Genomic DNA, 20,870 nt, shown 5'->3' with positions numbered 1-20,870 from the left:
CCGGGCAATCACTCAGGGCGCTGGTGCGGCTCGGCGATTACTCAGGGTGCGGATTCTGTCGCAGACGGCTGATAGATGTGGTGGCTCCTACCCCCCGACCCGATGGAGGTCCCCATGGCCGCCGAGGCTCTCGCCCTGCACGTCTCCGAGAACGGACGTCGTTACGACCTGTGCGCCGATGTCACCGACAGCGGTGACCTGCGGGTCCAGGTCACCGGCTCTGACGATGCCGGGCTGCCCATCGCCTCGCTGTCCGGGCATGTGCCTGTGGGCGAGTTGCGTGTTCTCTCGCGGCTGCTCGGTGCGGCGGCCTCCGCGGGTGGTCGTCCTGCCCGGCACCCGAACGCCAACCAGCCGTGGACGGAGGAGGATGAGCAGTGCTTGCGGGAGCTTGCCTCGGCTGCTGATGCCAGTATTTCGGGGCTGATGGATGCTTTCGGGCGGAGTCGGTGGGCGATCGAGGCTCGGTTGGCACGGCTGGGGATCGGGGGTGAGCTTCCGTATCGGCGGTGAGCTTCCTATCGGTGGGGAGCTTCCGTATCCACGGTGCTGGCGGAGGCTGCCCATGGGCCGCGGGCTTTTCAACGGCGGTGGCTTCCGTGACGGCCGGACTGTCGGTGGGGTCTGGCACGCTGAGGCCATGACGCCGCTGCCCAAGATCGGCCGCCCTGCCACGCAGGCCCTTGCCCTTGTCGGTTACACCCAGCTCGAGCAGCTCAACGGGGTTAGCGAGAAGGATCTGCTGGCCTTGCACGGGGTTGGGCCCAAGGCGATCCGTATTCTGCGGGAGTCGCTGGCCGAGCACGGGCTGGCCTTTCGGCCCTGACAGGACCCTTCTAGCTCACCGGACCCGGTCGGCCGCAGCAGAGGCGGGGCTGACCGGGTCAGAGGGCTGGTTGGGCCCCAAAGGGTGCGGGTCTTCCTGGGAAAGGGTGCGGGTCCTCCGGGGAAGGGGTGCGGGTCCTCCAGGGGAGGGGTGGCGGCTTCCCACGGGTGCGCGGTCGTCTGGGCCTTGGCAGGTCCTCCAGGCCGTGGCGGGTCCCCCGGGATGCGCGGGTGCTCCGGGGTGTGCGGGTGCTCCTGGGCTACGCGGCCGGGGTGGACTTGGGTCAGGCGTAGCCGTGTTGGGCGAGGGTGCGTTCGATGCGGCGCGATTCGTCCTGGGGGCCGGGCACGTAGAACGGGCGGCCGTCGCGGCCGAAGGTGATGGCGGACGGGGGCTCCCACTCGCCGAGGTGGGCCGTGGCCTCCGGGGTGAACTCGTCGTGCGGTTCGAAGCCGAAGCCCTTGGCGTACTCGACCGACCCCAGGACGATCTGCCGGGCCAGGTCGAGCGGAACGGTCTGCCAGGCGGCGTACTCGCCGAAGAAGTACTCACGGAAGCGGCTGAACTCACGCTCGTCCATGATCTGCGGCCCCATGGCGCCCTTGACCCCCAGGCACCACACGTCGGCGAGGTAGCCGCAGACGGCGACCTTGTCGAACCCGTGGCGGCGGGCGACGAGGACGCTGACCATGCCCCCGGTCTCCTCGTGGCCGGGCAGGTCGTCGGTCCAGCCGAGGGCGGGGTCGAAGGAGAGGCCGACACTCCACCCGGCGTTCGCCCAACTGCCGAGGAGTTCGCCGGCCGTACTCCCGGTCTCCTGGGCGGTGGCGGCGGCGACGGCGCGCACCAGCGGGGCGACGGCGGCGGGGGCCAGGCCCAGGGTCCGGGCGATCTGCTTGGGGGACTTGCCCTCGGCCCGCAGTTCGCGCACCCGGTCCAACAGTTCAGCTTGCTCCATGGAAGGAGATAGTAGGGCGAGTCGGTAGATGTCCGCAGATTCCGTCCCATCCCGGCGGACGGGGTCGGCGGCGGCCGCCGGTGGTGCGGGCCGTACTGCGTGCGGCTGCCGTAGGGACGGACGGGGTCGGTGGCGGCCGCCGGTGGTGCGGGCCGTACTGCGTGCGGCTGCCGGGGGGACGGACGGGTCGGTGGTGGTCGCCGGTGGCGGGCCGTACCGCGAGAAGGGTCAGTTGCGGCTGCCGGTGGTGGCGATGCCGCGGATGAAGTGCCGTTGCCCCAGGAAGAAGAGCACGACCATGGGCACCGTGGCGATGACGCTGGCGGTCATGACGATCTCCCAGTGCCACTCCCCGCCGAAGCCGTAAGCGTCCAGCAAGGACTTCAACCCCCGCGGGATGGTGAAGGTCGAGGAGTCCCGGAGGTAGATGAGCGGCCGCATGAGGTCGGTCCAGGCGGCCTGGAACTCGAAGAGCCAGGTGACCACGATCGCCGGCCGGCAGAGCGGCAACGCCAGCCGAGTGAAGATCACCCAGTTGCCGGCCCCGTCGATCTTGGCGGCCTCGAAGGGGTCACGCGGCAGCCCGAGGAAGAACTGCCGGAGAAGGAAGATGTAGAAGGCACTGCCGAAGAGGTTCTGGGCCCAGAGCGGGGTGAGGGTGCCGACCATGTCCAGGGAGTTCCAGATGAGGTAGGTCGGGATCATGGTCACCGCCCCGGGCAACATCATGGTCGCGAGCACGATGCCGAAGAGCAGGTTGCGCCCGGGGAAGCGGAAGTAGGCGAACCCCCAGGCGACCATGGCGCTGCTGATGGTGACCGCGACGGCGGCCAGGACGGTGACGAAGGCGGTGTTGAGCAGCCACACCCCCATCGGCGCCTCCTGCCACACCTTGAGGTAGTTGTCGAAGGTGAAGGTCTCGGGGATGATCCGGTGGTCGAAGACCTCGCCGCGCGGTTTGAAGGAGGCGCTGAGCAGCCAGACGAAGGGGTAGATGAACGCGATGGAGACCAGCGTGAGCAGGCCCCACTTCAGCGTCTTGAGCAGCGCGCGGCCGTTCATGTCCGCGGCCCCTCGTAGTGCACGACCCGCCGGCTGACCAGCACCTGCACCGCGGTGATCGCCATGATCACGACGAAGAGCACCCAGGCCATGGCCGAGGCGTACCCCATGTGCAGGAACTCGAAGGCCTGCTGGAAGAGGTAGATCACGTAGAACAGCGCGGCGTCGTTGCTGTAGGTGGTGTTCCCGGAGCCGAAGAAGGCGGTGTAGGCCTCGGTGAAGGACTGCAGCGCGTTGATGCTGTCCACGACGACCAGGAAGAAGAGCGTCGGGCTGATCATCGGCAGGGTGATCCGGGTGGTCCGCCGCCACCAGCCGGCCCCGTCGACCAGGGCGGAGTCGTACAGCTCCTGGGGTACGGCCCGCAGCGCGGCGAAGAGGATGATGACCGAGGCCCCCACGGTCCACAGGCTCATCAGCACCAGCCCCGGCTTGATCCAGGCCGGGTCGGTGGTCCAGGCCGGCCCCTGGATGCCGAAGACGCCGAGGAAGCTGTTGATCAGCCCGTTCTGCCCGTTGAAGAGCATCAGCAGCAGGATGCCGACCGCGACCGGCGGCGTCATCTTGGGCAGGAAGAACACCGTGCGGAAGAGCCCGGAGGCGCGCACGGCCGAGTTGAGCAGCAGGGCCAGCGCCACCGAGACGAGGAGCTGGGCCGGCACCGACAGGGCGGCGAAGATCAGCGTGTTGCGGAAGGCGAGCCCGATCTTCGGGTCCTCGAAGAGCTGCCGGTAGTTGTCGAGCCCGACGAAGTTCGGGTCGTTGATCACGTCGTAGTCGGTCAGCGAGAGGTAGCCGCTGTAGAGCACGGGCCAGCAGGTGAAGATGAGGAAGCCGGCGATCCACGGGCTGATGAAGAGCAGCGCCGCTCTGGTCTCGCGCATCTCAGTCGGTTCGTTTCGCCCAGCTCGCCCACGCCTGGTCGAGCGCGGTCTGCGCTTCCCGCTGCGCCCGGTCGAGGGCCTGCTGGGGCGTCTCCTGGCCGTTGAGCACCCGGTTGGCCGCGTCCTGCCAGGCCTTCTTGAACTCCTCGCCGGCCGGGTTGGCGGGCATGCTGAAGCTGGCGGCGTTGGCCTCGTACATGGCGCGCACGCCGGAGTCCCAGGGTTCGCCGGCGCTGGTCACCATGGTCTTGACCGCCTCGTCGGCCCGGGTGTTGGCGGTGAGCAGGCCGGTGAAGGCCTTGTTCTCGGCCTTGCGGGCGGCCAGGCGCTTGTCGGCGGCGGCCTTCCAGGTGTCGACGAGCGTCATGGTCTTGGCGAAGCGGCAGGCGGCCGCGGCGTTCTTGGCGCCCTTGGGGATGGCCCAGGCGTTGCCGTTGGTGTAGGCCAGGGGCTTGCCCTGCCGGTCGCGGAAGGCGTCGAAGGCCAGCGGTTCCTTGGGCGACATGTTGTTGAGCACGTTGAGGTACCAGTGCTCCATCGGCATCGCGCCGAGCTGCTTCTCGGCGAACTGGTTGCCCTTGCCGAAGAAGTCGGCCGAGTCGCGCAGCGCCTTGACCTTGGCGAAGCCGCCCTGGGCGGTGTAGATGCCGGCCGCGAAGGTGAGCGCTTCGACGACCTTGGGGTGGTTGAGCTGCGCGGTGCGCCCGTCGGCCGACAGCAGGTCGGCCCCGTTGGCCTTGGCCCAGAGCGGCAGGAACTCCGGCAGCTTGCTGTCGAAGCCGATGACCTTCAGCTTGCCGCCGGGCGCCTGGTGCAGCTTGCCGGCCGCGGCGGTGATGGCCTCCCAGTTCGAGCCGTTGACGTCGGCGACGGTCAGGCCCGCCTCCTTGAGCAGGCCGGCGTGGGCCATGGTGAGCTGCGGCTGGTTGAACTCGGGGATGGCCCAGACCTGGCCGCCGAGCGTGACCTGTTGCAGGGCCGCCTTGCCGTACATGCTGGTGTCGATCTTCTCGCCGGCGATGCAGGCGGTCAGCGGGATGATCGCGCCGCGGGAGGCGAAGGTGCCGATCTGCTCGCGGCTGGCGTTGATCAGGTCCGGCGGGGTGCCGGAGGCGACCGACGACAGGAACTGCTGCAGGTCGAGGTCGCCCTCGACCAGCTTGACCTGCGCGCCGCCCAGCGCGGCCTGCGCGAGGTCCTTGCGGGTGGTGGCGATCTCGTCGACGCCGCCGAAGCCCATGACGGTCAGCGTGCCGGTGTGCTTGGCGGCGGGGTCGAAGCTGCCGGCCGCCTGCGGTGCGTTCTGCCCGCCGGTGCCTTTGGCGCATCCGGTGAGCAGCAGTCCCAGGGCCAGGGCCCCACAGGTTAACCGCGTTTTCATGCGCGCTTCATGCCCAGGAGGCGAGCGCTCACACCCGGCGCGTGCCGTACTGTTCTTCCGTGGAGGCCTCCGTCGAACAGCTCGTCTACGTGCGGGAGGACGAGTACACCGTCGCCCGCGTGAGCGTCGACGGGCAGCAGTCGTTCGTCGCCGCGGGCCGGGCGCTGGCGGGGGTGCAGCCGGGCGAGCGGCTGGAGCTTTCCGGCGAGTGGGAGGAACACCCGCGCTTCGGACAGCGGCTGACCGTGACGGCCTGTGAGCGGGTCATGCCGTCGACGGTCCGTGCCATCCAGCTCTATCTGGGTTCCGGTCTGATCCGCGGCATCGGGCCGCGGCTGGCGCACGCGATCGTCGACCATTTCGGCGCCGACAGCCTGACCGTCATCGACACCCAGCCGCAGCGGCTGGTCGAGGTGGTCAACATCGGTCCGGTACGGCAGCAGCAGATCGTCGAGGCGTGGCGCGAGCAGCGCTCGATCGCCGCGCTGATGGTGACCTTGCAGGGCTTCGGGGTGAGCCCGCTGCTGGCCGCGAAGATCTTCCAGGTGTTCGGCGCCGACGCCGAGACCGTGCTGAAAGAGGACCCGTACCGGCTGGTGGGCCGGGTGCGGGGCATCGCGTTCGCCACCGCCGACCGGATCGCGTTGCGCTCGGGCGTGCCGGAGAGCAGCCCGCAGCGGATCAAGGCGGCGCTGGTCGACCGGCTGGAGTCGGCGGCCAGCGGCGGCGGGCACTGCTACCTGTCGCCGACCGCGCTGGTCACGCAGACGGTCGAGCTCCTCGAACAGGACGAGGAGGCCGTGCGCGCGCAGCTCGACGCGCTGCGCGCCGAGCACCGCGTGGTCGCCGAGCCGGACGCGGTGTTCCTGAAGGAGCTGCACGGCCGGGAGGTCAAGCTGGCCGCCGAGCTGACCCGGCTGCTGCGGGCCCGTTCGACGTTGCGGCTGCGCCTGTTCGAGGACGACGCGAGCCTGCACGAGGACCAGCAGACCGCGGTGAACATGGCGCTGACCAGCACGGTGTCGGTGCTGACCGGCGGGCCGGGCTGCGGCAAGAGCCACACCGTGCGGATGATCGCCGCGACCGTGCGGGCGATGGGCGGCTCGGTGACGCTGGCCGCGCCGACCGGCAAGGCGGCCAAGCGGCTGTCAGAGCTGACCGGGCTGCCGGCGATGACCGTCCACCGCATGCTGGGCTTCGAACCCGACCCCGAGGCGCTGTTCGACCAGCTTCCGGTGCAGGCCGATCTGGTCGTGGTGGACGAGGCGTCGATGCTCGACCTCGGGCTGGCGGTCCGGCTGTGCTCGGCGATCCCGTCCGGCAGCCACCTGCTGCTGGTGGGCGACAGCGACCAGCTGCCGAGCATCGGCCCGGGCAGCGTGCTCGCCGACCTGCTGCGGGTGGCCGAGGTCCCGCGGGTACGGCTGACGCACGTCTTCCGGCAGGCGGAGGGCAGCTCGATCGTGCGGGCGGCGCACGACATCCGGGCCGGGCAGCTCCCCTACCTTCCCGGCGGCGGCGGGTTCTGGTTCGAGGAGGTGGACGATCCGGCGCGGGCGGCGGACCGGGTGGTGGAGCTGGCCACCGAGGCGATCCCGCGCAAGCAGGGCGTCGACCCCGCCCGCGTGCAGGTGCTGTGCCCGATGCGCAAGGGCCTGGCCGGGACGGCGGAGCTCGGGCGGATGGTGCAGGAACGGCTCAACCCGCCCGCCGAGGGCAAGGCCGAGCACTGGGCGGGCAGCAACGTCTACCGGGTGGGCGACCGGGTCATGCCGATCCGCAACAACTACGACAAGGGCGTCTTCAACGGCGAGACGGGGGTCGTGACCGCGATCTCGGCCGAGGAGCGCACGGTCGAGGTGCGCATCGACGACGGCGAGACGGTCAGCTACGGCTTCGACGAGCTCGACGACCTGACCCAGGCCTACGCGATCAGCGTGCACCGGGCGCAGGGCAGCGAGTACCCGTTCGTGGTCGCGCCGCTGGTGGTGGAGGCGGGCGGGATCATGTTGCGGCGGCGGCTGCTCTACACGCTGGTGACCCGGGCGAAGTCCTGGGTCGTGCTGGTGGGCCAGCGCAAGGCGCTGGAGCTGGCGGTGGAGCGGATCGGCGGGCGGCGCAACACCGCGCTGGCGGCGCGGCTGGAAGCCACCCTGGCCGCGGGCTGACCTCTAGGCTACCGATCGATCGATCGGTAGGATCGGCGGCATGGACACCATCGCGATCACCCGGCAGGGCAAGGTCCGTGGCCGGAGCGAGGACGGGATCGCGACCTTCCTCGGCCTCCCCTACGCCGCCCCGCCGTACGGCAGGCGTCGCTTCCGCGCGCCCGAGCCGGTCGAGCCGTGGGACGGCGTGCGGGACGCCTTGGAGTACGGCGCGACCGCCGCGAAGCGCCCCTATCGTCCCCCGCTCGACGAGATCATCCCCGACCCCGACCGCCCCGGCGACGACTGCCTGCACCTCAACGTCTGGACCCCGGCGGCCGACGACGGCGCGCGGCCGGTCATGGTGTGGATCCACGGCGGCTCGCTGCGCAACGGCTCCAACAGCCTGCCGCTCTACGACGGCTCGGCGTTCGCCCGCGACGGCGTCGTGCTGGTGTCGATCAACTACCGGCTGGGCATCGAGGGCTTCGGCTCCTTCCCCGACGCCCCCGACAACCGCGGCCTGCTCGACCAGCTCGCGGCGCTGGAGTGGGTGCGCGACAACATCGCCTCCTTCGGCGGCGACCCGGCCAACGTGACCGTCTTCGGCGAGTCGGCGGGCGCGATCAGCATCGCGGCGCTGCTGACCAGCCCGCGGGCGAGGGGCCTGTTCCGGCGGGCGGCGCTGCAGAGCGGGCCGCCGCACACGGTCAGCCGCGCCGAGGGCGGGCGGATCGTCGCGCTGATGGCCAAGGTCCTGGGCGTCGCGCCGACGGCCGAGGCGTTCGCCGCGGTCGATCGGGAGCGGCTGCTGGACGCGCAGGTCGAGGTGACCTCGAAGTCCAACCCGATCGGCGGCGGGCCGGGCTTCAGCATTGTGGCCGACGGCGAGGTGGTCACCGGCGAGGTGGTCATGCCCGAGGTCGAGCTGCTGCTGGGCTACAACCGGGAGGAGTACCGGCTGTGGTTCGTGCCGACCGGGGTGGTCCAAAAGATCGGCGCGGTGGCGCTGCGGCTGGCGATGCTCAAGCTCAAGATCCCCGGCCGGGTGGCCAAGCTCTACCGCTCCTCCCGGCCCGGCATGCTGCCCGGCGAGCTGCTGGGTGAGATGGCCAACGACTTCCTGCTGCGCGGCCCGCTCGCCAAGCTGGCCTCCCGCTCGCCGAAGGCGCACGTGTACGAGTTCGCCTGGCGTTCGCCGGTGCTCGACCTGGGCGCCTGCCACGGGCTGGAGATCGGCTTCGTCTTCGACACCCTGCGGCACAACGTCGAGCTCGCCGGCCCGGACGCGCCGCAGCACCTGGCCGACGAGATGCACCGGGCGTGGGTCGGCTTCGCGCGGGACGGCGATCCGGGCTGGCCGGCGTGGGACGATTCGCGGCCGGTGATGATCTTCGACCGGCGGAGCGAGGTGATGCACGACCCGCGGGCCGAGGAGCTCAAGGTCTGGCTCTAGGCGGAGCCAGCTCGCGCGCGGTGAGGGCTGCCTCCAGGAGCCGGGCCTCGGCCGGGACGGCGAGGTCCAGCCCGGTCAGCGCGGTGACCCGGTGCAGCCGGTAGTCGAGCGTGTTGCGGTGCACGTGCAGGTCGAGCGCGGTCCTGCGCCGGTTGTGCCCGTGGTGGACGAAGACACGCAGCGTCTCCAGCAGGTACGGGTGCTCCTCCAGCGCGTCCAGCTTGGCCGCCAGCCGGGTCAGGCCCGGGCCGGGCCGGGCGAGCTGGTGTTCCAGGAGCACGTCGTCGAAGCGGTACAGGCCGGGCGGCCGGCCCAGGCGGCGCACGAGGTCGAGCACCTGCCGGGCCTCCTCGGCCGCCGCGGGGATCGCCGCGGGCTCCGTCGCGCGGGCCGCCGCGGCCAGGGTCGCGCCGCAGTCCCGGCGCAACGCCTCCAGCGAGCCGCCGGGCCGTACGGGCAGGAGGGCCAGGCCCGCGGCGGGGTCGGCGAGCACGAGCGTGCCCGCGTAGGCGTCGAGCGCCGACTGCACCAGCCGCGGCTGCGGCGCGCGCCCGAACTCCAGCACGACCACGTCGTGCTCGCCGCCGACCTCCACCCGCGCCGCCTCCGCGAGCCCGGCGTACGGCAGGCCCTCCAGCAGGGCGTCCAGCAAGGCCCGCCGTACCCGCCGGTCCTCGCCCCGGATGTCCTCCTGCGCCTGCACGTGGGCCAGCGCGACGGCGGGCACCGCGGTGTGCAGGCAGCCCAGCAGCCCGGCCCCGGCGGCGGCCAGCTCCTCCGGCTCGGCGACCTCGGTGAGCGCGGCCCACCACACCTCGGCCCCGATGAGGTACGCGGTCAGCGCGGCCTCCAGCGGAAGGCTCTCCTCGGCCCGCCGCGCCGACCACTCGATGATCCGGGTGAGGTCGGCGGCGCCGACCGAGCCGGGGTCGCGCACCGAGCGCAGCAGCAGCCCGAAGACGGCCGTGACCGACCGGGTCACCTCGCCGTCGAGCGCCTCTCTGGGCAGGTCACGGTAGAAGGGCACCTCGGCGGCGCACCGCGCCACGACGGCCGCGGTGAGCTCTCTGACTCGCGGGGCCAGCCGGGTGTGAAGGTCGTCGCCCATCCGCGGATCGTCACATCGCCCAAACCGAGCCGTCAATCATTGCCCCAAGTGCGCAAAGACGGCGGGCTCCGCATTCTCCAGGATGCGAGCAACCCCCCAACGCCTGGAGGCTCCAGATGTTCAGACACCTGCTCCCCGCTCTCGCGATCGTGCTGGCCGCGGTGGTGGCGCCCGCACCGGCGCACGCCGCCGTCGACTACGGCGCGGCCGGGCCGTACGCCACGGACGTGGAGATCGGCGCGGTCAACACGCTCTACTTCCCTCGGGACATCGCACAAAGCCCGCGCCGGCACCCGGTGATCGTGTGGGGCAACGGCACCGGCGGCGCCCCGCTGGTCTACCGCGACCTGCTGCTGCGCTGGGCCAGCCACGGCTTCATCGTCTCGGCGGCCAACACCCCGATGTCCAACCTGGGCATCTCGATGCGCGCCGGCATCGACGAGCTGACCCGGCGGGACGCCGACCCGGCGAGCGCCTTCCACGGCAAGGTGGACCTGGCGCACATCGGCGCGGCCGGCCACTCGCAGGGCGGTGCGGCGGCGATCGTCGTGGGCGCCGACCCGCGGGTGGACGCGATCCTGCCGATCCAGCCCGGACCGCTGGCCGACATCGACGACGTGCGGGTTCCGGCATTCCTGATGGCCGGGCAGTGGGACAGCATCGTGATGCCCTGGCTGGTCAAGGCCTTCTACAACGACGCCGACCACATCCCGGCGATCTACGGCGAGGTGCGGGGCGCCGACCACTTCACCATCGTCGGCAACCCCGGCCCGTTCGCCGGGCCGACCACCGCATGGTTCCGCGCCCAGCTCATGGGTGATGCGGAGGCGCGGGCGTGGCTGTTCGACGTGAGCCTGCGCAGCCGTACCTTCTCCGATGTCCGGATCAAGGGCTTCTGAGGCCCTTTTCACCCGATCGATCGATCGGTAGAGTCGCGCCTACCGATCGATCGATAGGAATAAAATGATCATCGAGAATCCCCCACAACCCGCCCTCCTCCGCGTCACCGCCGGCAGCTTCGTGGGCACCGTCATCGAGCAGTACGACTTCCTGCTCTACGGCTTCATGTCCGGCCTGGTGTTCAACACCCTGTTCTTCCCCAGCTCGGATCCGGTCGCCGGGACCATGGTCGCCTTCGCGGGCTTCGCCATCGGCTTCATCGCCCGGCCGATCGGCGCGATCGTCGCCGGGCACTACGGCGACCGCGTCGGCCGCAAGTCGATGCTGGTCATGACGCTCCTGGTGGCGGGCGTCGCCACCACCGCGATGGGCCTGCTGCCCACCTACCAGAGCATCGGCCTGTGGGCGCCGGCCCTGCTCATCGCGCTCCGCATCGTGCAGGGCTTCTCCTACGGCGGCGAGGTCACCGGCGCCGTCCTGATGACCACCGAGTTCGCCCCGCGCCACCGGCGTGGCTACGTCGGCAGCTTCATCCCCGCCGCCGGGCCCGCCGGCCTGCTCCTCGCCACCATCGCGATCATGATCGTCGCCGGCATGGACAAGGCCGACTTCCTCTCGTACGGCTGGCGCATCCCCTTCCTGGTCTCGGCGCTGCTCGTCGTGGTCGGCCTGGCCATCCGCGCCACCGCGCCGGAGAGCCCGGCCTTCACCCGCTCGACCGTGCGGCACCGCGCGCCCATCCTGGAGGTCTTCCGCCGGCACACCCGCACCGTGCTGCTCGGCACCGGCACCGGTTTCGGCTTCTACGTCGTCTTCTACGTGCTGCTCGTCTTCGCCGGCTCCTACCTCACCACCACGCTCAAGCTGCCCACCCAGGTGCCGCTGGTCGCGGTGGCCATCGGCTCGGTCGTGGTGATCGTGCTCGGACCGCTGTTCGGCAAGCTGTCGGACCGCCTCGGCCGCCGCCCGCTCGTGGTCACCGGCTCCGCGCTCACCGGCCTGTTCGCCTTCCCGTTCTTCTGGCTGCTCGGGACGGGCTCCACCGGCCTGATCTACACCGCCTTCGCGGTGATGTTCGGCTTCGTCACCATCCTCTACTCGCCGCTGATCACCTTCATCGCCGAGCAGTTCCCGACGTCGGTGCGCTTCAGCGGCGCCTCCCTGGCCGGCCAGATCGGCGCCGTGCTCGGCGGCGGCCTGGCCCCGCTCATCGCCACCGCCCTGCTCGCCGCGGCCGGACCCTGGGCGGTCGCCGCCTACGTCGCGGCGTCGATGCTCGTCTCGCTCGTGTCCGCCCTCGCCCTGCGCGAGACGAACCAGGCCGACCTCACGGCAGAATGAGGGCGTGACGAACGATCGATCGGCAGCCGAGGGGCGGATCGCCGCCTCCGAGGTACGGCTGCCGCCGCACGTACTGCTGGAAGGCACCTCGGGCCGGATCCTGCGGGCGGCGCTGCTGCTCTTCGCCGAACGCGGCTTCCACGGCACCTCCATCCGCGAACTCGCGCTGGCCTGCGAGATCCGGTCCGCCACCCTCTACGCGCACTTCCCCACCAAGGAGCACATCCTCGCCGAGCTCGTGCGGATCGGACACGAGGCGCACCACGCCCAGCTCATGGCCGCCCACGGGCCCGACCCCGTCAGCCACCTGCGCGCGGTCGTCCGGGCGCACGTGTTGTCCCACGCCAGCTACCCGCTGCTCGCCGTCGTCGCCAACAACGAGCTTCACGCCCTTTCGCCCGACATGGCCTCCCAGGCTTTGCTCCTGCGGGCCGACGGGCGGCAACTCCTCACCGACATCCTCAACCGGGGCATCGCCGCGGGGGTGTTCGACCTCGACGACGCCTTCCTCGCGGTGACCGCGATCAGCGGGATGGGGATGCGGGTGGCCAGCTGGTACGAGGACGGCTTGCCGTACAGCCCGGAGGAGATCGCGGACACCTACGCCACGTACGCCCTCCGCCTAGCGGGAGCGGACCTCTAGCTACAAAAGTGACGTTTCCACTAGCTTGAGCCGGTGATCATCAAGCGTGCGGCCTTGGCCGCCCTCGTCGCGAGCGCCGGCCTGCTCGCCGTACCCGCTCCCGCGCTCGCCGCCCCACCCACCCCCGAGCAACTGGAGTCGGCGCTGCTCGTCCCCGAGGACTTCGGCTTCGACTTCGGCTACAACGAGACGCACAACCGCGAGGTGCTGAGCGCCGGATACTCCAAGAGCAAGGGCTGCAAAGCGGCGCTCAAGGCCCTCACCCCGCTCTTCCGTGCCAAGACCGCCACCTGGATCTCCCGCAACGAGCGGCCGGAGGGCGTGAAGGAGGTCATCCTCGCCGGCAAGCCGAAGCAGATCGACGCTCTGGAGGCCGCGGCCAAGGTCATGAGCCGCGAGTGCCGCGGCACGATCGACAACGGCGCCTCCAAGCGCTCCTTCCAGCGGCTCTCGGTGGGCAAGCTCGGCGACGCGGTCTACGCCTTCCGCTTCATCAGCCGCATCCCGGAGATCAGCTCGGAGGTGTCGATGGGCGAGGACGTCGTGGTCATCCGGCGCGGCGACACGCTGATCGGGCTGACGCACAACGGCTTCTTCGGCTCGTTCCAGCCGAGCCTCACCCAGAAGGCGGCCCGCCTCGCGGCCACGCGGCTGGACGAGGTCCTCGCCACCGGCTAGTCGAAGGTGATCAGTTTGATGAGCTGGGCTCGGAACTGCTCGTAGTCGTCGACCGCGCCCAGCAGCCGGTCCGAGCCGCGCTCGGCGGCGCGGGCGCGCTCCAGCACGCTCTCGCCGTCGGCGGTGACGCTCACCAGGAAGCGGCGCCGGTCCTGCGGGTCGGCCTCCTTGCGCACGTATGCCGCGCGCCGGAGATGTTCGACGGTGCGGCTCATGGTCTGGTCGGTCACCCGGCAGAGCCTGGCCAGCTCGCGCTGGGTCAGCGGGCCGCCCTCCAGGTGGTGCAGCGCGATCAGCCCGGCGTGGGTCAAGCCGTGCTCGACGAGGAAGTCGTGGAAGCGGCCCTCCACCAGGCGGGCGGCGACCGAGAGCAGGCGTCCGGTCGGCCAGGAGTGAATGTCCTCGACCACACGCCCATTGTTCCAGAGTCATAATGTTCAGCATGCTGAGCAATTCGTCGAGAACCCTCCTGTACGGCGTAGCCGCCAGCGCGCTGTTCACGGCGGCGATCTGGCTGCTGGGTGCGCGCCTCGACGCGGTCGCCCTCCTCCCGGACCGGGGCGCGGCCTGGTACTACTGGAAGCTCCCCGACCCGACCTTCTGGACCCGCTTCACGGCCTGGGCCGGATACGCGCTGCACCAGCTCGCCTTCTGGGGCCTGATCTACTACGCCCAGACGCGCGTGCGCACCTACACCTCCGGCCTGCACCGGGTGAACGTCGCCGCCCTCGCGGTCAACGCCGGATTCATCCTCCTGCACCTGCTCCAGACCCACCTGTTCTACGACGGCCTGGCCCAGGACGTCTCCATCTTCAGCTCGCAGGGCTCGGTGATCCTGCTCCTGGTCGCCGTCCTGCTCATGGAGAACCGGCGGCGCGGCCTGTTCTTCGGCCGTCCCGCCCCGCTCGGCACCGAGGTCGTCGCCTTCGTGCGGCGCTACCACGGCTACCTGTTCAGTTGGGCCGCCGTCTACACCTTCTGGTACCACCCCGCCGTCGCCACGCCCGGGCACCTGGTCGGCTTCTTCTACATGTTCCTGCTGCTGGTGCAGGGCAGCCTGTTCCTCACCCGCGCGCACACCAACCGTTGGTGGACGCTCACCCTCGAACTCATGGTCGCCGTGCACGGCACCCTGGTCGCCTACCTCAGCACCGACGGGCCTTGGGCGATGTTCCTCTTCGGCTTCCTCGGCATCTTCGTCATCACCCAGATGCACGGCCTCGGCCTGGGCGCCGGCATCCGCTGGGGCCTGGGCGGCGTGTACGTCATCGCGGCCTTGCTCATGGGCGCCCTGCTGGTCGCAGTGCGCATCCCCGCCATCGAGTATGTGCTGGTGGCCGTGCTCGCCGCCCTGGTCTGGGCGGGCCTCCGCATCCACTCCTTCGTGTACGGCAAGCGCCCCCTCACCTGAAGACCCCTGGTGACTCGTCAGGCCCTCGGCGGCACCCCGGTCCGTATCGACCACCCGCCGTCGCTGACCAGCGTCTGCCCGGTCACCCAGCCGCTCTCCTCCCCAGCCAGCCACCCCACCAGCCGGGCCGTGTCCTCCGGCGTCCCCCACCGCCCCTGCGGATGCCGCCGAGCCAGCTCCACCACGTCCTCCGGCGACGCGTACCCCGTGTCCACCGGCCCCGGATTCACGCAGTTCACCGTGATCCCCCGCGTGGACAGCGGCGCGGCAAGACTCCGCGTCATCTGCTCGATCGCCCCCTTCGTCACGCTGTAGGGCAGTTCCGTCGGCATGGGCTCCAGATGCTGCCCCGACGTGAAGGTGATCACCCGCCCGCCCTCCAGATCCGCCTGCGCCGCGAACTCCTGCACCAGCAACAACGTCGCCCGTACATTCACCGCCCAGCACAGATCCAGCTCCTCCGCCGTCAGCTCCCCCAGCCCGCCTTCGGCACTTCGCGCATGGTTGGCCACCAGCACCTCCACCCGCCCGAACCGCTCCCGCGCCGCCGCCACCACCCTGCCCGGCGCCCCCGGCTCCGCCAGATCCACCGCCAGATGCTCCACCTGCCCCGCCCCCTCGGGCAGCTCCTCCCGCAGCGCCGCCACCACCCCCTCCGCCCCCAGCGGATCAGCACCCCAGTCCTGACCCGCATCATGCGGCTCCCACGAACAGACGAACACATTCATGGGGGCCGCAGCCAGCCGCCGGGCAATCGCGTAACCGATGCCGATGCGGCGACTCACGCCGGTGACGATCGCGGTCTTCATGGGGGACGCCCGCCTTCCTCAGGTTTCCGGTGTTGTCCCAGCAGTGTCCCTGAAAGCCCGTCCGGCTCATGACAGACGGGAACCTGGGCCGATTTCGCTGACCGCCTGGCATCGGTGGTCCGCCGGCGGTAGACCTGAAAGCGTCGCAGCACCGGCTGAGCCGCGACCGAAACGAGGTCACCACCGCATGGCTCAAACGACGTCCATCGAGTGGACCGAGCTGACCTGGAACCCCACCACGGGCTGCGATCGGATCTCCGCCGGCTGCGACAACTGCTACGCACTGACCCTCGCCGCCCGCCTGAAGGCGATGGGCGCGGCCAAATATCAGGCCGACGGCGACCCGCGGACCTCCGGCCCCGGGTTCGCTCTCACCACCCACCCGGACACGCTCCTCCAACCGCTGCGCTGGCGCAGCCCGCGGATGGTGTTCGTCAACTCCATGAGCGACCTGTTCCATGCCCGCGTTCCTCTGGGTTACCTCCGGCAGGTGTTCGACGTGATGGCCGCCACTCCGCAGCACACCTATCAGATCCTCACCAAACGCAGCCGCCGGCTGCGCCACCTGGCGCCGCTCCTGGACTGGCCGCCGAACGTGTGGATGGGGGTATCGGTCGAAGACCACGCCCAAACCCACCGCATCGACGATCTGCGCACCGTCCCCTCGGCCCTACGGTTCCTGTCGCTCGAACCCCTGCTCGGGCCTCTGCCCACCCTGGACCTCGCCGGAGTCGGCTGGGTCATCGTCGGCGGAGAATCCGGGCCGGGGCGTCGCCCGATCCACCCGGCTTGGGTCACTGATCTGCGCGACCGATGCCTGGACGCGGGTGTGCCGTTCTTCTTCAAACAGTGGGGAGGCCACACCCCCAAGGCCGGCGGGCGCCAGCTGGAAGGGGTCGTCTGGGACCAGATGCCTGCGCCGGCCGCTCGCTGAGCCCTCCCTAAGGACGGCGCACGTACCAGTCCCGTACGAACTTTCCGGGGCCGAGTCGCACGCGTCCTGCCGCCTCGAGCTCCGTCATGGCCGTGCGGACCATGTCGTCGGTGGCGATGCCGTACACCCCGTCAAAGACCTGAGTCGTCCGAGTGACCAGTCTGTAGGCAGCCACGTCCTGGAGCGGAACCAGCAGGTTGGCGCGCAATCGTTCGATCGCTCTGCACTGTTCGGCCTGCGCTACATGATCATGCAACTCGAACAGCGGCTCGGTCGTAGCCTGCTGCTGAACCTGCTGGTCCAGGTGCGCGAGCCATTGACGCCGTGCCATGCCCACCGCGTTGGCGAACACCCACAACCCGTAGGGACTTCTGGTGAAGAACACCAGGTGGTAGATGGGTTGATGGCTCAACTGACGGCGCACCGGAACGCACACCGGGGTCATCTGCCCCGCCTCGCTGAGCCGTGCCGCGTACTCCGCGGCGAGGGCGTCAGCGACCGCTTCGAAACGCCTGTCACCGGAAGCGGCGGACAGGACGTCCTTGGCAGTCTGCCGCCACCACGTGCCACCGCAGAAGTCGTCCATGACTCGCTGATTGCTCCGGCCGCTCTCCACCGCGCCGACCACACGGCGTGACAGGTCGGCGCTGAAGTTGACCAGCACCTCAGTGGCAGGACCCTTGTGCGGTCGCGCTCTCAGCACTTCCGAGAGCGGCTCGAAAGACACTCCGGCGCCGGTGGGGTCCAGGAACAGGAAAAGCGGCACTCCGGATGCGGCGGCGACCACGGTCGCCAGATGGTTCTCCGCACGACCATTCCATGCGGTGACCGCCAGTCCTTGCGCGGCGTATTCATCGACGACCTCGGCGAGCACGGCGAAATGATTCGGGTCCTTTTCCACGAAAAAGGCTGAGACATTTCGCCTCGCCTTGAGTCGGAGAATGGCTTGCAGGATATGCTCGGCGGAGCCGGGGCTTCCATCGTCATAGCGGCCTCGACCAGCGAATCCGTCCATGACCACCACGCGTCTACCACGGGCGGTGGAACCGGTCATCGCGATGAACGGCTCCAGATAGTGACTCAGGATGGCGTGCTTGAACAGGGACTGAGCGTTACGGTCGAGATCGTTCAACAGGTCTGCGGAGGTTCCCGTCGCCATACAACCCTCATCCTGACGGCCAGGGGTCATATCATCTGCGTTTCACCTTCACCCGAGACAAGGAAATCCGTCAAGGCATATTCACAGCACTCTGCGAGCGGGTTTTCTCAGTCTTTCGAAAATGGCGGCAGAACGTTCGAATCGGCAATTCATTGAAGTCACGCACGTTCGCCAAGGCCCCAGTGGTTCCGGCTTTGCGCGGCGTCATCACTCGGGCGAGGGCCGATCCCCTGCCGGCCCGACGGGTGAGACGTCCTCCGGCCGGCCATGCAAAAAGCCGGGCCAGATGAGATCTGACCCGGCTGTTCGGCGGTGCTCCCGGCAGGATTCGAACCTGCGCACCCGGCTCCGGAGGCCGGTGCTCTATCCCCTGAGCTACGGGAGCGATGCGTGACAAGGCTATCAGCTTTCCCGCACCACTCTGCACCGCATGAAACAGCTCCGCCCACATCCCTCGAAAACCGCGCGTGACCCCCTCGGGAGGAGTTAGCTTGGCGGCCGTGGGTGAGGCATTGGGCAGGGTACTGGTCGTTGACGACGACGAAGTGATCCGTCAGTTGATCGCGGTGAATCTGACCTTGGAGGGGTTCGAGGTCGAGACCGCGACGGACGGGCAGGACTGCCTCGAGCGGGTGCTCGACGTGAGGCCGGACGTGATCACGCTGGACGTGATGATGCCGTACCTCGACGGGTGGGTGACCGCGACGAGGCTGCGGACGGATGACGAGACACGGCACATCAAGGTCGTGCTCATCACCGCGCGGGCGCAGGACGACGACAAGAAGCGGGGCCTGGGCATCGGGGTGGACGCCTACCTCACCAAGCCGTTCGATCCGGCCGAGCTGATCAGGATCGTGCGGGAGCTGGCGGCGGCCGGGCAGGGGCGCGGGCAGAAGGCGCGCTGATCGGCCCGGCCGGGCTTCAGCGGCGTCAGTCGCCCCAGTAGCGCTGCTCGCGCCAGGGGTCGCCGTAGTTGTGGTATCCGGCGGTCTCCCAGAAGCCGGGCTCGTCCACGGTGTGCAGGCGCAGGCCCTGGATCCACTTGGCCGACTTCCAGAAGTACAGGTGCGGGACGAGCAGCCGTGCCGGGCCGCCGTGCGACGGGCTGAGCGGTTCGCCGTCGAACTCGTGGACGATCCAGGCCTTGCCGTCCAGCAGGTCCTCCAGCGGGAGGTTCGTGGTGTAGCCCCCGTGGCTGTAGGCCACGGCGTAGTCGGCGCCGGTCTCGACGTCGGCCAGGAGCAGGTCGAGGGAGACGCCGGTCCATCGGGTGCCGAACTTCGACCAGCGGGTCACACAGTGGATGTCCACCTCGGGGTGCGACTGCGGGAGCCGCATGAGCTCGTCCCAGCTCCACCGCTGCCGCGCGCCCAGCTCGCTGACGACGGTGAAGGTCCATTCGGCGAGCGAGATGAACGGGGTCGGCCCGGCGGACAGCACCGGGAAGTCGTGCGTCTCGTACTGGCCGGGCGGGAGCCGGTGGTCGGCTTCGCGGCGGCCGGTGAATCCGCTGGAGACGATGCCCATGTCAGCTCGTCCCCCCGGTCGGCACGCTCAGCAGCCGCAGGCCGGGCATGGTGGCCAGCAGCCGGTCCGGGGCCTCGACGATGGTCATCAGGACGTTCGAGCACTGCGGGCAGCGCAGGACCGTGCCCGGTGCCGGGCCGTACATCACGGTCTCGCCGAGCGGGCCGGTGGTGCCGCACATGGCGCAGATGCCGACGGCGAGGGTGACGTCGCGGCCGAAGAGCAGGGTCAGCGGTCCTGCGGCCGAGTTGGCGTCCAGCTCTGTCATGAGGAGTGGGCCTTTCGTGTTTTGGGTCAGCCGAAACGTTCGGTGCGGATGGCGGGGGCCGGGTAGCCGAGGTCGAGCAGCAGGGCGGCGACGTGCTCGACGAAGCCGGTGGGGCCGCACACGTAGGCGATCGGCTCCTCGGCCGCCGGCCGGCTCGTCCGTTCGAGCGTCGCGCGGTCGATCCGTCCCGGTGCGTGCGGCGCATCGGGCGGGGCGGTGCGGGTGTAGTGGAAGGTGACGAGGTCCGCCTGCCGTACCAGCTCGTCGCGGTAGATCACGCTCGCCGGGTCGCGCACGGAGTAGAGCAGCCGCATGGGCGTGGTGTCGCCGAGCCGCGCCCGGTGGCGCAGCATGGCGCGCAGCGGCACGACCCCGGACCCGCCGCCGACCAGCAAAACCGGCCGGTACGGCGGAGCAGGCTCCCAGACGAAGTAGCCGCCCACCGGCCCGCGGACCTCCAGCCGGTCCCCCGGCGAGGCCACGTCCACGAGGTACGGCGAGACCTCCCCGTCCTCCACCCGCACCACGGTGAGCGCGGGGCCCTCGCCAGGCGCGGAGGCCAGGGAGTAGGCGCGCGACGCCTGGTAGCCGTCGGGCGCGGTCAGCCGTACGTCGACGTGCTGGCCCGCCCGGTGCCCCGGCCAGCCCGGCACCGCCAGCAGCAACGTGCGCGCCCGCGGGGTTTCGGTCACGACGTCGGCGACGGTGGCGGGCAGCCAGGTCAGTCGTTGAAATACCGCTGTTCCCGCCATGGGTCCCCAAAGTGGTGATAGCCGGACTGCTCCCAGAAGCCCGGTCGGTCCTCGGCGCTGAGCCAGAGCTCGCGGATCCACTTGGCGCTCTTCCACAGGTAGTGGGCGGGCACCAGCATGCGCACCGGCCCGCCGTGCTCGGCGGCGATCGGCTCACCCTCGTACCGATAGACCAGCCAGGCCTTGCCGCCGGTCAGCTCGCTCACCGGCAGGTTCGTGGCGTAGCCGCCGTGGCTGATCTGCAGCGCGAACTCCGGCACCTCGCCCGCCGCGGCGAGCAGGGTGTCGAGCGGGACGCCGGTCCAGTGGGTGTCGAGCTTGGTCCAGCGGGTCACGCAGTGGATGTCGGTGGTGATCTCCTCGGCGGGCAGGGCGAGCAGGTCGTCCCAGGTCCAGCGGGCTTCCGTGGTGCCGCCGCGGATGGTGAAGCTCCACTGGCCGGTGCTCACGTGCTGCGTCGCGCCCGCGGTCAGCACCGGGAAGCCGGACGCGAGGTACTGCCCCGGCGGCACGCGGCCGGCGAGCTCGGGTCCGGGGCGGTGGAAGTGCTTGCCGGAGAAGCCCCGCGAAACGACACCCATGGCGGAAGGGATCCCCGCCCGCCGGCCATGGCGAGCCCCGGGATG

23 protein-coding genes and 1 tRNA gene are annotated in these 20,870 nt (G+C 70.2%); 11 read left to right on the top strand and 13 right to left on the bottom strand.

Features of this window, described 5'->3' with window-relative positions:
* The first annotated feature begins 114 nt into the window (after positions 1–114).
* Together AB0I67_RS04045 and AB0I67_RS04040 are read left to right on the top strand one after the other, a co-directional pair.
* On the top strand, positions 115–513 hold the full coding sequence (locus AB0I67_RS04045) for a hypothetical protein (RefSeq protein ID WP_357917198.1): 399 nt from the start codon (positions 115–117) through the stop codon (positions 511–513).
* Positions 514–640: 127 nt separating this feature from the next.
* Positions 641–826, top strand: coding sequence for a DNA-binding protein (locus tag AB0I67_RS04040; protein WP_357917196.1), 186 nt, complete (start codon positions 641–643; stop codon positions 824–826).
* Between the two features lie 283 nt (positions 827–1,109).
* On the opposite strand, the gene AB0I67_RS04035 is transcribed toward AB0I67_RS04040, so the two are convergent.
* The 4 genes from AB0I67_RS04035 to AB0I67_RS04020 all read right to left on the bottom strand — a co-directional run bounded on the left by AB0I67_RS04035 (position 1,110) and on the right by AB0I67_RS04020 (position 5,111).
* Positions 1,110–1,784 (bottom strand): helix-turn-helix domain-containing protein, encoded by a 675-nt coding sequence (locus AB0I67_RS04035; protein WP_357917193.1) that lies wholly within the window; start codon positions 1,782–1,784, stop codon positions 1,110–1,112.
* A gap of 228 nt (positions 1,785–2,012) precedes the next feature.
* Positions 2,013–2,846: a carbohydrate ABC transporter permease gene (locus AB0I67_RS04030; RefSeq protein WP_357917190.1), complete on the bottom strand. Its 834-nt coding sequence runs from the start codon at positions 2,844–2,846 to the stop codon at positions 2,013–2,015.
* Positions 2,843–3,730: a sugar ABC transporter permease gene (locus tag AB0I67_RS04025; protein WP_357917188.1), complete on the bottom strand. Its 888-nt coding sequence runs from the start codon at positions 3,728–3,730 to the stop codon at positions 2,843–2,845. The genes AB0I67_RS04030 and AB0I67_RS04025 overlap by 4 nt, the downstream gene beginning before the upstream one ends.
* A gap of 1 nt (position 3,731) precedes the next feature.
* Positions 3,732–5,111 carry a hypothetical protein gene (locus AB0I67_RS04020; RefSeq protein WP_357917186.1) on the bottom strand — a complete coding sequence of 460 codons (1,380 nt, stop codon included), beginning with the start codon at positions 5,109–5,111 and terminating at the stop codon, positions 3,732–3,734.
* A gap of 59 nt (positions 5,112–5,170) precedes the next feature.
* On the opposite strand from AB0I67_RS04020, the gene AB0I67_RS04015 reads away from it, so the two are divergent.
* Together AB0I67_RS04015 and AB0I67_RS04010 are read left to right on the top strand one after the other, a co-directional pair.
* Entirely contained in the window at positions 5,171–7,279 is a 2,109-nt protein-coding gene (locus AB0I67_RS04015; protein ID WP_357917183.1) for an ATP-dependent RecD-like DNA helicase, read from the top strand.
* 40 nt (positions 7,280–7,319) lie between these two features.
* The gene (locus AB0I67_RS04010; protein WP_357917180.1) at positions 7,320–8,714 is read left to right on the top strand and encodes a carboxylesterase family protein; all 1,395 of its coding nucleotides are present in this window, start codon (positions 7,320–7,322) and stop codon (positions 8,712–8,714) included.
* On the opposite strand, the gene AB0I67_RS04005 is transcribed toward AB0I67_RS04010, so the two are convergent.
* A complete protein-coding gene (locus AB0I67_RS04005; protein WP_357917177.1) occupies positions 8,698–9,822 on the bottom strand; it encodes a helix-turn-helix domain-containing protein in 1,125 nt (374 codons plus the stop codon). The two genes, AB0I67_RS04010 and AB0I67_RS04005, sit on opposite strands and share 17 nt — an antisense overlap.
* Before the next feature lie 116 nt (positions 9,823–9,938).
* Here AB0I67_RS04005 and AB0I67_RS04000 point away from each other — a divergent pair, with 116 nt between their 5' ends.
* From AB0I67_RS04000 to AB0I67_RS03985, 4 genes are all read left to right on the top strand, one after another.
* On the top strand, positions 9,939–10,721 hold the full coding sequence (locus tag AB0I67_RS04000) for an acetylxylan esterase (RefSeq protein WP_357917174.1): 783 nt from the start codon (positions 9,939–9,941) through the stop codon (positions 10,719–10,721).
* A gap of 64 nt (positions 10,722–10,785) precedes the next feature.
* Positions 10,786–12,063 carry an MFS transporter gene (locus AB0I67_RS03995; RefSeq protein WP_357917171.1) on the top strand — a complete coding sequence of 426 codons (1,278 nt, stop codon included), beginning with the start codon at positions 10,786–10,788 and terminating at the stop codon, positions 12,061–12,063.
* A gap of 4 nt (positions 12,064–12,067) precedes the next feature.
* The gene (locus tag AB0I67_RS03990) at positions 12,068–12,706 is read left to right on the top strand and encodes a TetR/AcrR family transcriptional regulator (RefSeq protein ID WP_357917169.1); all 639 of its coding nucleotides are present in this window, start codon (positions 12,068–12,070) and stop codon (positions 12,704–12,706) included.
* 33 nt (positions 12,707–12,739) lie between these two features.
* On the top strand, positions 12,740–13,384 hold the full coding sequence (locus tag AB0I67_RS03985) for a hypothetical protein (RefSeq protein ID WP_357917167.1): 645 nt from the start codon (positions 12,740–12,742) through the stop codon (positions 13,382–13,384).
* Here AB0I67_RS03985 and AB0I67_RS03980 read toward each other — a convergent pair.
* Entirely contained in the window at positions 13,381–13,794 is a 414-nt protein-coding gene (locus AB0I67_RS03980) for a MarR family transcriptional regulator (protein WP_357917164.1), read from the bottom strand. The two genes, AB0I67_RS03985 and AB0I67_RS03980, sit on opposite strands and share 4 nt — an antisense overlap.
* 32 nt (positions 13,795–13,826) lie before the next feature.
* On the opposite strand from AB0I67_RS03980, the gene AB0I67_RS03975 reads away from it, so the two are divergent.
* A complete protein-coding gene (locus tag AB0I67_RS03975) occupies positions 13,827–14,795 on the top strand; it encodes a hypothetical protein (RefSeq protein ID WP_357917162.1) in 969 nt (322 codons plus the stop codon).
* A gap of 17 nt (positions 14,796–14,812) precedes the next feature.
* Here the strand turns inward: AB0I67_RS03975 and AB0I67_RS03970 are convergent, their stop codons facing one another.
* Entirely contained in the window at positions 14,813–15,604 is a 792-nt protein-coding gene (locus AB0I67_RS03970) for an SDR family oxidoreductase (RefSeq protein WP_357917159.1), read from the bottom strand.
* 187 nt (positions 15,605–15,791) lie between these two features.
* On the opposite strand from AB0I67_RS03970, the gene AB0I67_RS03965 reads away from it, so the two are divergent.
* Entirely contained in the window at positions 15,792–16,538 is a 747-nt protein-coding gene (locus AB0I67_RS03965; protein WP_357917156.1) for a phage Gp37/Gp68 family protein, read from the top strand.
* A gap of 7 nt (positions 16,539–16,545) precedes the next feature.
* Here the strand turns inward: AB0I67_RS03965 and tcmP are convergent, their stop codons facing one another.
* Positions 16,546–17,697 (bottom strand): three-Cys-motif partner protein TcmP, encoded by a 1,152-nt coding sequence (gene tcmP, locus AB0I67_RS03960; protein WP_357917153.1) that lies wholly within the window; start codon positions 17,695–17,697, stop codon positions 16,546–16,548.
* A 313-nt stretch (positions 17,698–18,010) separates the two neighbouring features.
* A tRNA-Arg gene (locus AB0I67_RS03955) sits at positions 18,011–18,082 on the bottom strand.
* 127 nt (positions 18,083–18,209) lie between these two features.
* Here AB0I67_RS03955 and AB0I67_RS03950 point away from each other — a divergent pair.
* Positions 18,210–18,602, top strand: a complete 393-nt coding sequence (locus tag AB0I67_RS03950) for a response regulator (RefSeq protein WP_357917150.1) — start codon at positions 18,210–18,212, stop codon at positions 18,600–18,602.
* Between the two features lie 25 nt (positions 18,603–18,627).
* Here the strand turns inward: AB0I67_RS03950 and AB0I67_RS03945 are convergent, their stop codons facing one another.
* Genes AB0I67_RS03945 through AB0I67_RS03930 form a run of 4 tightly spaced genes read right to left on the bottom strand, consistent with a single transcriptional unit; the run spans position 18,628 to position 20,825 of the window.
* Entirely contained in the window at positions 18,628–19,224 is a 597-nt protein-coding gene (locus AB0I67_RS03945; RefSeq protein WP_357917148.1) for a sulfite oxidase-like oxidoreductase, read from the bottom strand.
* 1 nt (position 19,225) lies between these two features.
* Positions 19,226–19,492, bottom strand: a complete 267-nt coding sequence (locus AB0I67_RS03940; protein ID WP_357917145.1) for a DUF6510 family protein — start codon at positions 19,490–19,492, stop codon at positions 19,226–19,228.
* Between the two features lie 26 nt (positions 19,493–19,518).
* Positions 19,519–20,244, bottom strand: coding sequence for a ferredoxin reductase (locus AB0I67_RS03935; protein WP_357917142.1), 726 nt, complete (start codon positions 20,242–20,244; stop codon positions 19,519–19,521).
* On the bottom strand, positions 20,214–20,825 hold the full coding sequence (locus AB0I67_RS03930) for a molybdopterin-dependent oxidoreductase (protein WP_357917139.1): 612 nt from the start codon (positions 20,823–20,825) through the stop codon (positions 20,214–20,216). The genes AB0I67_RS03935 and AB0I67_RS03930 overlap by 31 nt, the downstream gene beginning before the upstream one ends.
* Positions 20,826–20,870: the final 45 nt, after the last annotated feature.

Origin of the sequence: Nonomuraea sp. NPDC050310 (assembly GCF_040655795.1) — a bacterium.
Lineage (GTDB): Bacteria > Actinomycetota > Actinomycetes > Streptosporangiales > Streptosporangiaceae > Nonomuraea.
The sequence above is the reverse complement of the archived record's forward strand: the minus strand, read 5'-3'. Positions and strand labels throughout refer to the sequence as shown.

Bases quoted from the DNA above. Each gene is read 5' to 3' on its own strand.
- AB0I67_RS03995 (WP_357917171.1), top strand. From the start codon at position 10,786: ATGATCATCGAGAATCCCCCACAACCCGCCCTCCTCCGCGTCACCGCC.
- tcmP (WP_357917153.1), bottom strand. From the start codon at position 17,697: ATGGCGACGGGAACCTCCGCAGACCTGTTGAACGATCTCGACCGTAAC.
- AB0I67_RS04000 (WP_357917174.1), top strand. From the start codon at position 9,939: ATGTTCAGACACCTGCTCCCCGCTCTCGCGATCGTGCTGGCCGCGGTG.
- AB0I67_RS03970 (WP_357917159.1), bottom strand. From the start codon at position 15,604: ATGAAGACCGCGATCGTCACCGGCGTGAGTCGCCGCATCGGCATCGGT.
- AB0I67_RS04020 (WP_357917186.1), bottom strand. From the start codon at position 5,111: ATGAAAACGCGGTTAACCTGTGGGGCCCTGGCCCTGGGACTGCTGCTC.
- AB0I67_RS03935 (WP_357917142.1), bottom strand. From the start codon at position 20,244: ATGGCGGGAACAGCGGTATTTCAACGACTGACCTGGCTGCCCGCCACC.
- AB0I67_RS04025 (WP_357917188.1), bottom strand. From the start codon at position 3,730: ATGCGCGAGACCAGAGCGGCGCTGCTCTTCATCAGCCCGTGGATCGCC.
- AB0I67_RS04045 (WP_357917198.1), top strand. From the start codon at position 115: ATGGCCGCCGAGGCTCTCGCCCTGCACGTCTCCGAGAACGGACGTCGT.
- AB0I67_RS04010 (WP_357917180.1), top strand. From the start codon at position 7,320: ATGGACACCATCGCGATCACCCGGCAGGGCAAGGTCCGTGGCCGGAGC.
- AB0I67_RS03965 (WP_357917156.1), top strand. From the start codon at position 15,792: ATGGCTCAAACGACGTCCATCGAGTGGACCGAGCTGACCTGGAACCCC.
- AB0I67_RS04035 (WP_357917193.1), bottom strand. From the start codon at position 1,784: ATGGAGCAAGCTGAACTGTTGGACCGGGTGCGCGAACTGCGGGCCGAG.
- AB0I67_RS03975 (WP_357917162.1), top strand. From the start codon at position 13,827: ATGCTGAGCAATTCGTCGAGAACCCTCCTGTACGGCGTAGCCGCCAGC.
- AB0I67_RS03930 (WP_357917139.1), bottom strand. From the start codon at position 20,825: ATGGGTGTCGTTTCGCGGGGCTTCTCCGGCAAGCACTTCCACCGCCCC.
- AB0I67_RS03945 (WP_357917148.1), bottom strand. From the start codon at position 19,224: ATGGGCATCGTCTCCAGCGGATTCACCGGCCGCCGCGAAGCCGACCAC.
- AB0I67_RS04005 (WP_357917177.1), bottom strand. From the start codon at position 9,822: ATGGGCGACGACCTTCACACCCGGCTGGCCCCGCGAGTCAGAGAGCTC.
- AB0I67_RS03940 (WP_357917145.1), bottom strand. From the start codon at position 19,492: ATGACAGAGCTGGACGCCAACTCGGCCGCAGGACCGCTGACCCTGCTC.
- AB0I67_RS04030 (WP_357917190.1), bottom strand. From the start codon at position 2,846: ATGAACGGCCGCGCGCTGCTCAAGACGCTGAAGTGGGGCCTGCTCACG.
- AB0I67_RS04040 (WP_357917196.1), top strand. From the start codon at position 641: ATGACGCCGCTGCCCAAGATCGGCCGCCCTGCCACGCAGGCCCTTGCC.